Raw genomic sequence first — 11,601 nt, forward strand, 5'->3', positions numbered from 1 at the left:
GCAAGATTACAGGCGCAATATGACAAATTTAAAAAAACGGTAACGCAAATTTCACATGCCAAGTCTAGCCTGCGCGCACAAATCAACAGGCCGGGCATGGTTTTTCACGTCATAGCGCCGGTCGTGCAACTGCTTCTTGTATTACAGCCAATTCCATAATGGGGACGGGGAACTATGACTAAGCCTGTATTTAATTTGAAGATGGTGGCGCCTCTTGCCGCAGCTATCATCAGTGTCAATGCTACCGCCCAGAGTGCGGCCAATGAATCTGTCGCAATGAGCGCGAGCTCCGGAGTTGAGGAGATCGTTGTCACCGGTACTAACGTGTACCGCGATCGCACCGACGACATTAACCCGACACTGTCTTTCGACCTGGACTTCTTTCAGCGCTTCGAGCCCCTGACCGTTGGTGAAATGCTCAAGCGCACCCCGGGTGTTGCCTTCACTTCTGATGTTCTTGAGTACGACGCGGTACAGCTGCGTGGTATGAACGCCGAGTACACTGAAGTTCTGATCAATGGCCGTCCGATCCCGGGCCAGGGCGCAGACCGCACCTTCTTTGTTGATCGCATCCCCTCCGAGCTGGTTGAGCGTATCGAAATCATCCGCTCTCCGTCTGCGGACATGACTTCTCAGGGCGTCGCTGGCTCTCTGAACGTGATCCTGAAAGATGGCGCCAAACTGGAAGGTATTACTACCCGCCTGGGTAGCACTTACTACGCCGACTCTGAAGATTTCCGCACCATTGGCTCCGCCGCCATCGCGCATGCCGGTGAGAGTTATGACTTCTGGCTGGGTGCGAACATTCAGGAGCGCTTTAACCCCAAGCGCAAGACCGAAGCCTACTTCGATGAGGAAGTTCTGGAAGGTTATGCCTTCGAAGAGGACACCCGCGATGGTAACGATAACTCTCTGAACGGTTCTCTCGGCTTCCAGCTGGACGACACCTCCGAGGTGCGTTTCAACGCCTACTACGTATTTACCGACCGCACCGAAAACGAGCTGGTTACCGAATACGAAGGTGATGTGATCAGCCGCACCGAGGGTGATCTGGTGGCAATCGCTACTCAGGAAGAGCAGATTGATCAGACCAGCTGGGGTATCGACGGTGTGTACGTCACCGCACTGGGTTCCGGTGAGCTGGAGCTTTCTGCGGCTCTTTCCCAATTCAAGGAAGACACCGTCAACTTCGAAACTGAAGAAGAGTTTGACGACGGAGTTTCCGAAGGTGTGGAAGAGGGCGATGAAGTCCTGTTTATCGAAGACAAGAACTACTCCCTGGAAGGCAGCTATAAAATCGCCCTGGGTGCGACCGAGCTGAAAACCGGTCTCTCCTATGGCGCCAGCGAGCGCACCGGTCTGCAAGCGGGCTTCTTCGATGTGGATGCCGATATCGAGGAAACGCGCGTTGCGCCATACGCCAAGCTGACCTTTGATATGGCGGAGAACCTGAGCCTGGAAGGTGGTCTGCGCTATGACATTTACGAGCGCGAAGTTTCCAACGAAGATGGCAGCGCGAAAAGCGATAGCAATGAACTGCTGCCATCCATGAGCTTGCGCTGGGACATGGATGACGACAACCGTGTGACCGCCTCTGTTGCGCGCACCCTGCGTCGCCCTGAGTTCGACCTGGTATCCCCGTTTGAAGAAGACGAGACGCCGGACGATGAAGACGTAACCGTGGGTAACCCGGATCTGGCTTCCGAGCTGGCCTGGGGCTTCGACCTCGGCTTTGAACACCGCCTGCCCGGTCGCGGCATTCTGGGGGTAAACTTCTTCTACCGCGATATCGACGACGTCATCGAACTGACCGACACCGGTGTTGAAACCGAAGCCGGCGGTGCACTGTTTACCCCGATGAATGTGGGTAACGGTACTTCCCGCGGCGTCGAATTTGATATCTCCATGCCGCTGGCCTTCGTCGGACTGGAAAACACCGGTTTCTACGCCAACTACGCCTACCTCGATTCCGAGATCAAAGATCCGTTCACTGGCGAAATGCGCACCTTCCGCAACCAGCCGGATTCCGTGTACAACATCAGCCTGACCCAGGACCTGCCGGGCTTTGGTGGCGCCGGTATCTCTTACCAGAAGCGCAGCGAATCCCTCGAGACCGAATTCGAGGAATACGTCATCACCGAATACGACGGCAACCTGGAAATGTTCGTCGAATGGAATGTTTCCGAGCAATCGGTACTGCGTTTCAGCGGCACCAACCTGCTGGATCAGGAGAAGGTTGAGTACATTCGCGACTACGGTGAGCCGGTCAACGAAATTCAGTATGAAGACAGCACGCCGACTTACAGTCTGACCTGGCGTTCTGCTTTCTAAGGTTGGATTTATTTCACAAAAGCCCGGTACCGGTGGAAGTCGGTACCGGGCTTTTTGCTATTTTTTATATATCGAACAGATGCGTCATCTGTTTGCCACTTTACTGTAATGCTGTGGGTGTAAATTGCTGCCCACAATATTCACCCTGCCAGGGAAACCCGGATAGTCGAAAAATCATGTCATCAAATACCTTCAAAATTGCCGGTTTACTGGCCTTTACCGGTCTGCTCGGTGCCTGCCAACCTCAAGATGATGTTACCGCAGAGGCGCCTCAGCCCATCCAGTCTCAATCAGCCCTTGTTCTTACGGACGTGGTGTCCAGTCAACTCGCGCCGGTAAGTCTGGCGGGAGAGGATTACTTGCTGCTGGCCAGTGAAAAGCGCGGACTGGTTCTGGTGAGTGCGCGCGGTGAGGAGAAGCTCGCGCTGGATGGCGGTACCGTGGAGCGCTTCGCTCTGCAGAAGCTGGCTGATGATCGCTGGCTGGTTGCGATGTATAACGAAGACAGTGCCGAATTGCAGCTGCGTCTTCTGGATATGGAGGATGGGAGCCCGCGAATTCGCTATCTGGCAGCAATGGCGACCAGCGCTCCGCAGGTGGCCATGTGTTTCTCTCGCCAGGCAGGGCGCACGCACCTGTTTGCCATTGATGAAAACGGCCTGGGGCATGAATACGTGGTGCACCCGCGCGAGCAGGCGTGGGAATTTACCGGCGTGCGCCCTGTTTATTTCGGTGAACAGGTTTCTTCCTGTGCAGTGGACGATCGCAATGGCAAATTGCTGGTGGCGCAACCGCCACTGGGCATCTGGAGCCTGAATGCCGATGCAGAAATGGATGAGGGCCGCGAAGTATTCGCCGCCTCCGCCGACCTGCCTGAAGGTGAATTTGGTGGTATGTGGCTGGATGATGCCAGTGGCAACCTCTGGCTAACCGCTGGCGAGCGGGTGCTGGCATTCAATATCAACACTCCGCGCCAGGCGCCGCGTTTTGTCGAGACTCTGGCAGAGATCGAGCCGGTTTCCGCCGCGATACAGCAGGGCGCTTTACTGGCGCTGGCGGAGGAGAGTGATCAGGTGCATCGCTTTGCCGTCACGCTGCCGGAGCCGGCTGCAGAGATGCAGGCATTCCGCGGGCCAGTGGAAATCCCACGGGTGCGTGCCAGCGGCCAGACCGCGCCGGTGGCCTCTGGTGGCGACGCTGCAGATGACCCCGCCATTTGGGTCAATCCAGTGAACCCGTCTGCCAGTCTGATTCTGGGCACCGACAAAAAGAGCGGTCTCACTGTGTACGACCTGAACGGCAAGCTGCTGGAGCACTTTGCTGTCGGGCGGGTCAACAACGTCGACCTGCGCCCCATGCAGCACGGCAAGTTTGTCGCCATCGCCGCGGCCAGCAACCGTACCGACCCCGGTGTCAGTCTGTTCGGTATCACCGCCGAGGGTGTGGTGGAACACCTGGGCCTGCGCAACCTGAAAATGGACGACCCTTACGGTCTGTGCGTATATCGCAAGGGCGCGGACCTGATGGCATGGGTTTCCGATAAAGAGGGCCCCTTGCAGCTTCTGCAAATAGTGCCCGGCACCGGCGATGTGGACTGGAGTCTCAAAAAGATTGCCGCGTTACCGGTGGCCAGTCAGGTGGAAGGTTGTGTCGTGGATGACGAGCAGCAGATGCTGTTCTTCGGTGAGGAAGACGGCGGCATCTGGCGCCTGGATATCGCGGCCTTTACTGCCGGCGAAGCTAAACCGCAGCTGATTGCACCGGTAGACGGTGAGCGTCTGGCGGCAGATGTGGAAGGTATGGGCTTCTACCACGCCGGCGACAAGAGCTATCTGGTGGTGTCCAGCCAGGGTAATAACAGCTACGCACTGTTCTCGCGTGACGGCAGCCAGTTTGTGGGCCACTTCAAGGTGGATATCAATCTGGATAAAAATCTCGATGGCAGCTCTGAAACCGATGGTCTGGAAGTCTCCAGTGCGGCTCTAGGCAGCCAGTACCCGCAGGGGCTGCTGGTGGTGCAGGATGGCCGCAACCGTATGCCCAGTCAGAGCCAGAACTTCAAGCTTGTTTCCTGGGCGGATATCGCTGAAACGCTGAAACTGCAGTAAGCCTGTGCGGGGGGAGGAACAAGCCTCCTCCCATATGTGCGAGAATCCGCCGGACTCTTCTGATCCGGCGGATTTTTTATGCAGCGCACATCTTCCTCTCTCGCACCCGATCTTTCTTTTTCCCGCATCGCTTTTGGCCTATGGCGCCTGACCGACTGGGGCTATTCCCCGGCCGAGCGTGTGTCGCTGTTTGAGCAGATGCTGGACCTGGGTGTGACAACCTTTGATCTTGCGGATATCTACGGGGACTATCGCTGCGAGCAGTTTTTTGGCGAGGCACTGAAGCTGCAACCACAATTGCGCGAGCGCATGGAGATTGTCAGCAAGTGCAGTATTCGCCTTGCGGGCGAGGCATCCGGTGCGCGGATCAATCACTACGATACCAGTGCGGGGCATATCCGCTCGGCGGTAGAAACCAGCCTGCGGGATATGGGCGTCGAGCAGATGGATCTGTTACTGCTACACCGCCCCGATCCGTTGATGGATGCGGACGCGCTGGCCGGCGTTCTCGAGACCCTGGTGCAGGAAGGCAAGGTAAAACACCTCGGGGTTTCCAATTTCCTTCCGCACCAGTTCGACCTGTTGCAGTCCCGCCTGTCTCTACCCTTGGTTGCCAACCAGATCGAAGTGTCACTATTGCATTCTCAGTCTATGTTTGACGGCCAGCTGGATCACTGCCAGCAACACAAGGTAATCCCCATGGCCTGGTCACCATTTGCGGGCGGACGCTTGTTCAGTGGCGACGACACAGATGCGACGCGAGTACACCAGGAGTTGGCTCGCTTGAGTAAATCACTCGGGTTAGATGCGGAAAACGGCCCCATGCAATTGGCGCTGGCGTGGTTGCTGAAACATCCCTCACACATGGTTCCGGTGCTGGGGAGTGGTAATCCCAAGCGTCTGGTTGCAGCGCTGGCCGCGTTGGAAATGGAACTGGATCGAGAAGTGTGGTTTGAGTTGTTGCGTGCTGGGCGTGGCAGAGATGTGGATTAGTTTGGGTTTGGTGGTATTTCTTCTTGCGGCCCTCCGGTGGCGCCGGAGCACTGGGGTGTTGTATTTGGAACCGAGCTGGGCGCCCCCCTGTGGATACATCCCTGTACGCTGCGTCGCAAACGTCCCTGTTTGCGACGCTTCCAAATACAACACCCCAGCACTCCAGCTTCAATTTGAACGAGTGTGCTTCGTAAGCAAATGTTGAATCGGGGTAGTTTAGCCAGATGTGAAGGTGCCGACGGTGGGGGAAGTTCGCGAGACCTTCAAAAACAGGATGTTTTTGCAGAGCCCCCAGGGATGGGTTCACGGCGTGTCTCGCGAACTTTCACCACTGGCGGCGCCGCCAGTGGAAGTGCTACGAAGTACCGTAGCAAAAACCACAGAGGTTTAAATTACCCTGCGTAAGCGTTATCCGGCACCAGATCGTAATTCACATCCCCGAGGTCAAACTGCTCAAGAGGAGCAAGGTGCATGGGGACGCGGTAGCAGCGAAGCAGTTCGTCACCGCGGCGATCCATCACTTCCAGTTGTTCACCGGAAATGCTGTGCAGCAGACGATCGAACTCGGTAACGGCAGAGGCAATTGCCATCTTGTATTCCAGCTCGTCGCCCAGCTTGATATAGCGCGCATCGCCATCCACCAGCTCGATTCGCAGCCAGCCCGGTCCGCGCTCGGCGCCGGCGACGCCCAGAACCAGCGGGCCCTGTTGATCCTGGCAAATAGGGGCGAGCTCGTAAGTGGAAGGCTCCGCATCCGCCTCCTGGCCAACCCACACCCATCCAGGCAAGCCGATACGAGTGAGGTGCCATTCCGAGAGCCACACCGTCTGGTCGTCATCCACGCGGAACTCGCTGTACTCCCGCTGGCCGCTGCCCGGCGCCAGGCTCACATTGGCCTCAGGGTTTTGCTTGCGGAAATTGTGCAGTTGCTGGGTCATCTCATAATTGACTTCCCACTGCTTTTGCAGGCGCCACTGCATGGGGTATTCACCCCATTCCACCAGATATTCCTCGCGCTCGCGCAGAGTTTCCGCTACGCGCCAGAAGGCTCCGTCGATCAGAATGCAGGTATCGCCGGGCTTGCTACCGGGGGCAATAATGCTGTGCTCGGGGGAGGCCTCTGAGGCGTTGACCACGTGTTCGCTGCGGCCCTCAATCACCTCGTACCAGGGGAAACCGTGGCGCAGGGGTGGCGGGAAAGCCAGGGGCGGACGGCCGGCGAGAAGGCGACGGAAAAGGACGGATTTCTCGATTTCCAGGTCAGACAGGGTATAGCCTTCTTTCTGGGTGATCTGGCCCCAGGCAAAGGCTGCCCGTACCAGTTGTTTTTCTCTGTCTGAAAAGCTCATCTCGGCGGGTTCGTTGCTTATTCTGTAGTCAAACGACGGCAAACCATACCACTCGGCGCCGACGGACGCTACGGCAATCTCCTGTATCCCCGGAGGTTTGCCGGAGTGCGGTGAATGGAGAGCACAGCGGTGGCGGGAAAACTTCGGTAGACTGCGGAAGCGACAAATAATGCGCGGGTATCCGATGTTGAAGCAAAAAAGAATGATAAACGGCAGCAAGCGACTGTTTTTGGCGACAGCCCTGGGGTTATCGGGTGTGTGTGCCATGGCTGAGCCGACGCCGGTGACACAGCCTCTTGAATCGAAGCCTTGCTACGGCAGTGGCTGGTCCGATGCGCTGCGCTGTTACCGGGTGCCGGTCACTGGCCCGCAAGCCGGGCAGGGAGCAGAGCTTGCGGTACTGGTGGCGCCGGCATTGAACGGCGGCCAGCAGGAGCCGCTTTATATGCTGGCGGGGGGGCCGGGGCAGGCGGCATCGGATCTGGTGCAATTGCTCAATCCGCTGCGCAAAATCAATCGTGAGCGCGATGTGGTGTTTGTGGACCGCCGCGGTGCCGGATTGTCAGATATGTTCGACTGTGGCGTAAGCACCGCGCCGCCCTCTGACCTGGAGCGGTTTGCCGCGCTGATTGCCCAGTGCTATGCGCGCGCCGCCGACCGGCCAATGACCCTCAATAGCCGCCAGACAGTGGAAGACCTCGAGCAGGTACGCAAGGCGTTGGGGCACGACAAGATCAGTCTATGGGGCGGCTCCTGGGGCACGCGGACGGCACTGCTGTACCAGCAGTGGTACCCGGATTCCCTGCGCAGCCTGGTACTCGACGGCGTGGCCCCCATTGAAAGTAAAGTATTCCTGACCGCTCAGGAGGCGGAATCCGCGCTGCAGCAGTTGCAGCGCGACTGCGCGGAAGACCCCGTATGTCGAGAGTTTGGCGACTGGCGCGCGGCGCTGGATCAGATGCTCGCAAGCTGGGACCGGGCGCGTGCGGTAAGTTTCCCGGATCCGTTTACCGGTTTCCCTGCGGAAGAGCCGGTGGAGGGGTGGATGTTGGCCAATGCGGTGCGCACGGCTCTATATGATCCCGGTGCCGCGGCGCAATTGCCGTTTGCTGTGGATCAGGCCGCCAAGGGGAACCTGATGCCGCTGGCCGGTATTGTGGGCCTGTTTTCCGCAATGGAAGGCAGCATGGCCATGGGACTGACCTTCTCCGTCGCCTGTGCGGAGGAGATACAGCGTATCAGCGCGGACGAAATGGCCGCGGACAGCGCGGGCACATTTCTGGGGAATGCATTCCTGCAACCGTTTGTGCGCGGCTGCGAGAATTGGCCTGTGCCCCCACGCGGCTATGCGCCGAGTGAATCCCGCGCGCATCCTGTATTGCTGATCTCTGGAAGTGCGGATCCGATCACCCCACCGCATTACGCAGAGGAATCACTGGGTTATCTGCAAAACAGCCAGCACCTGATCGTGCAGGGCGGGGGGCACATCAATAGCGCCCGCGGCTGTATTCCCGATCTGATCCTGGAATTCCTGGACGGTGAAAGTGCCGAGCTGGATCAAAGCTGTGTGGCGGATATCAAGCGTCCACCCTTTATGGCGGCGGCCTTTGGGCCTGAATTTGCGCCGGAGCAGGTGCCGGGCGCATCGATGGAAGGTGCGGCTATGACCGCCAGCGAACAAGATGGAGGCCAGCCGTGATTCGAGTACAGGGAATCAGCAAGTCGTTTGCTGGCCAGCCGGTTTTGCGCGAGCTCAGCTTCGAGGTCCCGGATGGGCGTATTACCGCATTGCTCGGTGCCAATGGTGCCGGTAAAACCAGTTGCCTGCGGATTGTCTGTGGATTACTGGGTGCCGAAAGTGGTCAGGTGCTGGTGGGAGGCCTGGATCCGGCCGTGGACCCGCAGGGCGTGCGCAGGCAGCTCGGTGTGGTCGGTGATCGGGAGGGGCTGTACGAGCGCCTGACCGTTGACGAATACCTCAACATTTTTGCGCGTATGCAGGGACTGTCCGGCAGCGAGCTGAAACGGGCGCTGGAATCCATTTGTGAAGAACTGGAGCTCCATGCACTGTGGCGGCGTCGCATGGGGGGCTTTTCTCAGGGGGAGCGCATGAAGGTTTCTCTGGCCCGCGCCCTGGTGCACCGCCCTCAGCATCTGATCCTCGATGAGCCAACCCGCGGCCTGGATGTGCTGGCGGTGAGGCTGTTGCGCCGCACGCTATTGCGCCTGCGCGAATCGGGTACTTCAATCCTGTTCTCAAGCCATGTCATGCCGGAAGTGGCAGAGCTCTCCGATCGCGTGCTGGTAATGTCCCGGGGGCAAATTGTTGGGCGCGGTACCCCCGGAGAGTTGTTGCAGCACACAGGTTGCGACAATCTCGAAGACAGTTTTGTGGCGCTCGCCTACGGTGAGCGCTCAGCGCAGGTAAAAGAGGCGCTGGTATGAGTGGAGCAGGTAAATTCGTGTTGCGATATGAACCGTTGAAATTGATGTGGCCGCTACTGCGCAAAGAATTTCTCGAGGCCTGGCGCGACCGCCGCGCATTGATCATGGCCGTGAGCTTCGCTTTGATGTTCCCGGCAATGATGGCTGGTGGCTCGATGTTTATGATCAAGAAGAAATCCGAGGAGGTGACGCGGGTCGCGATACTTGGCGGAGAGTATGCGCCATTGCTGGCAGAGCGGCTGCGCGGTCCAGGGGTTGAGATTGATAACCTGGTCGGCGGTGAGCCCCGCGCGTTGCTTGCGGCGGACTATCATCTGGTATTGGAATTTGGCGAAGACTTCGCTCAGCGCTACCGGGATTTTCGTGCGCCGCCCCTGTATCTGTATGTCGATACCTCCAGCACCGATGCCGGCCGCACCCAGCGCCAGCTACAGGAGCGGTTGGGGGGCTTGCAGCAGATGGTGGTGACCCAGCGGCTGGCTGCGCGTGGTGTTGCGCCGCAATTACTGTCCCCGTGGAAGCTGGAAACCCGCGATGTGAGTACCCCCTCTGCACGCGGTGCGCTGCTGCTGGCCATGGTACCGGGGCTGCTGATTCTCACCCTGTTTGTGGCGAGCCTGGCAACATCGGTGGATACGTCCGCGGGAGAGCGAGAGCGGCTCAGTATGGAGACGCTACTGCTGCAGCCGCTGCCGGCGTGGCAGATTATTACCGCCAAAATGCTCGCAGTGGCGAGCCTTGGTTGGCTGGGGGCGCTGTTGGCCATCGGTGCGCTTGTGGCCCTGATGCCGGTGATGCCGCTCGCCGAGCTGGGTATTCAGCAGGCCACCACCGTATCCGGTGTCATTAGTATGGGGCTTTTACTGCTGCCGCTGGCGCTGTTGGTTGCGGTGCTGCAGATCTTGCTGGCGCTGCGTTCGCAGTCGTTCAAGGATGCCCAGACCCAGCTGAGTATCCTGCAGATTGCGCCGCTAGTTTTGTTGATGGGGTTGGATATGGCCCAGGTCAGCCTCGTTGATTCCTGGCAATTGCTGCCGCTGATCGGGCATCAGCAGTGGTTAAAAGGTTTGCTTGTGGGTGAAGAGGTTTCACTGGCCTGGATGCTTGCCGGGTCTGTGGTCACTCTACTCTTTGTTGCTGCTGCCGTGGTGACGGGCGCCCGCGCCCTGCGCCGGGAATCCCTCCTCTCTGCCGGTTAAATGAGGTAAAGGTGTCAATAACGGAATCCGAACGCGAAGGACTGCTGAGCATTGATCGGGGGGCGATTGTCGCAAACTACCAGCGCTTGTGCTCAATGCTCTCTGAGCCCGGCCAGTGCGCGGCAGTGGTCAAGGCTGATGCCTACGGCCTGGGCATGGCGCAGGTGGTGGTACCCCTGTATCGCGCCGGCTGTCGGGAATTTTTTGTCGCCACTCTCGCCGAGGGGCTTGAACTGCGCGAGGTGTTTCGCGGTGAGTTTGGCAGCGAGGCTGAAAGTGATCGCGTGGAAATCTACCTGCTCACCGGTGTGCGCCAGGGCTGTGAGTTGGCGTGTGCGGCCGCCGGTCTGACCCCGGTACTGGTGACGCTCGACCAGGTGCAGCAGTGGTGTGCGGCAACGGCCAAGAGAGGGTCGGCCGCACCCTGTGCGCTCAAGGTGGACACGGGTATGACCCGGCTCGGCATGAGTGCCGAAGAGTTCGATCAGTTACTGGCAGACTTGCCCCTTCTGGCGCGCAGCAATATCCAGCTACTGATCAGCCACCTGGCGTGTGCCGAAGAGGTCGGGCACCCGCAAAACCGCTGGCAGCTGGATGCGTTTACCGAATTTCTCAAGCGACTGCGGGTGCACCGCCCCGAGACGCGCGCGAGCCTCGCCAATTCCTCCGGCATTTATCTTGGGCCGGAATATCATTTTGACCTGGTGCGTCCGGGATCAGCCCTTTACGGCATCAATCCAGTGCCGGGGTCAGAAAACCCTATGAACGCAGTGGTAAACCTTCGCTTGCCGGTACTGCAGCAGCGGAAAATAACTGATCACCGCGCGGTGGGGTATGGGGCTACGCAATCGGTTTCAGCCGGTAGCTGGCTGGCAGTGGTGAGGGGGGGCTATGCGGACGGTATACTGCGCACCCAAAGTGGCCGGGGGCGTGGCTGTGCTGTGATCGGGGAGCGCCGTGTGCCGGTGCCTATGGTGGGGCGGGTATCCATGGATACATCGGTGTTTGATATCAGCGCACTGAGCGAAACGGAGCGTCAGCAGCTTGAGATTATTGAGGTGCTGAATGACATCCTCACCGTCGATCACATGGGTGCCGCCGCGGGAACCATTGGCTATGAAATTCTTACCGCTCTCGGCCCGCGTTACCGTCGTCGCTATTTGTAGAGAGGATGTG

The 11,601-nt window shown here is 58.7% G+C and carries 8 protein-coding genes; 7 read left to right on the plus strand and 1 reads right to left on the minus strand.

The window, feature by feature from the left end; all coding sequences use genetic code 11:
- The first annotated feature begins 174 nt into the window (after nucleotides 1–174).
- The 3 genes from ACYX4K_RS00695 to ACYX4K_RS00705 all read left to right on the plus strand — a co-directional run bounded on the left by ACYX4K_RS00695 (nucleotide 175) and on the right by ACYX4K_RS00705 (nucleotide 5,432).
- Complete coding sequence (locus ACYX4K_RS00695) at nucleotides 175–2,331, plus strand: TonB-dependent receptor plug domain-containing protein (RefSeq protein WP_475090693.1); 2,157 nt, start codon at nucleotides 175–177, stop codon at nucleotides 2,329–2,331.
- A gap of 176 nt (nucleotides 2,332–2,507) precedes the next feature.
- Complete coding sequence (locus ACYX4K_RS00700; RefSeq protein ID WP_475090691.1) at nucleotides 2,508–4,439, plus strand: phytase; 1,932 nt, start codon at nucleotides 2,508–2,510, stop codon at nucleotides 4,437–4,439.
- A 78-nt stretch (nucleotides 4,440–4,517) separates the two neighbouring features.
- The gene (locus ACYX4K_RS00705) at nucleotides 4,518–5,432 is read left to right on the plus strand and encodes an aldo/keto reductase (protein WP_475090689.1); all 915 of its coding nucleotides are present in this window, start codon (nucleotides 4,518–4,520) and stop codon (nucleotides 5,430–5,432) included.
- Between the two features lie 392 nt (nucleotides 5,433–5,824).
- On the opposite strand, the gene ACYX4K_RS00710 is transcribed toward ACYX4K_RS00705, so the two are convergent.
- Nucleotides 5,825–6,781, minus strand: a complete 957-nt coding sequence (locus ACYX4K_RS00710) for a hypothetical protein (RefSeq protein WP_475090687.1) — start codon at nucleotides 6,779–6,781, stop codon at nucleotides 5,825–5,827.
- A gap of 265 nt (nucleotides 6,782–7,046) precedes the next feature.
- Here ACYX4K_RS00710 and ACYX4K_RS00715 point away from each other — a divergent pair, with 265 nt between their 5' ends.
- Genes ACYX4K_RS00715 through alr form a run of 4 tightly spaced genes read left to right on the plus strand, consistent with a single transcriptional unit; the run spans nucleotide 7,047 to nucleotide 11,591 of the window.
- Nucleotides 7,047–8,480: an alpha/beta fold hydrolase gene (locus ACYX4K_RS00715; RefSeq protein ID WP_475090685.1), complete on the plus strand. Its 1,434-nt coding sequence runs from the start codon at nucleotides 7,047–7,049 to the stop codon at nucleotides 8,478–8,480.
- The gene (locus ACYX4K_RS00720) at nucleotides 8,477–9,226 is read left to right on the plus strand and encodes an ABC transporter ATP-binding protein (RefSeq protein WP_475090683.1); all 750 of its coding nucleotides are present in this window, start codon (nucleotides 8,477–8,479) and stop codon (nucleotides 9,224–9,226) included. The genes ACYX4K_RS00715 and ACYX4K_RS00720 overlap by 4 nt, the downstream gene beginning before the upstream one ends.
- On the plus strand, nucleotides 9,223–10,425 hold the full coding sequence (locus ACYX4K_RS00725) for an ABC transporter permease (RefSeq protein WP_475090681.1): 1,203 nt from the start codon (nucleotides 9,223–9,225) through the stop codon (nucleotides 10,423–10,425). Before ACYX4K_RS00720 ends, ACYX4K_RS00725 begins: the two co-directional genes overlap by 4 nt.
- A gap of 11 nt (nucleotides 10,426–10,436) precedes the next feature.
- Nucleotides 10,437–11,591: an alanine racemase gene (alr, locus tag ACYX4K_RS00730; protein ID WP_475090679.1), complete on the plus strand. Its 1,155-nt coding sequence runs from the start codon at nucleotides 10,437–10,439 to the stop codon at nucleotides 11,589–11,591.
- Nucleotides 11,592–11,601 lie beyond the last annotated feature (10 nt).

This window comes from Microbulbifer sp. ABF4_107 (assembly GCF_056312215.1).

Coding starts and splice junctions, on each gene's coding strand:
- ACYX4K_RS00700 (WP_475090691.1), top strand. CDS start 2,508: ATGTCATCAAATACCTTCAAAATTGCCGGTTTACTGGCCTTTACCGGT.
- ACYX4K_RS00710 (WP_475090687.1), bottom strand. CDS start 6,781: ATGAGCTTTTCAGACAGAGAAAAACAACTGGTACGGGCAGCCTTTGCC.
- ACYX4K_RS00715 (WP_475090685.1), top strand. CDS start 7,047: ATGGCTGAGCCGACGCCGGTGACACAGCCTCTTGAATCGAAGCCTTGC.
- ACYX4K_RS00695 (WP_475090693.1), top strand. CDS start 175: ATGACTAAGCCTGTATTTAATTTGAAGATGGTGGCGCCTCTTGCCGCA.
- ACYX4K_RS00705 (WP_475090689.1), top strand. CDS start 4,518: ATGCAGCGCACATCTTCCTCTCTCGCACCCGATCTTTCTTTTTCCCGC.
- ACYX4K_RS00725 (WP_475090681.1), top strand. CDS start 9,223: ATGAGTGGAGCAGGTAAATTCGTGTTGCGATATGAACCGTTGAAATTG.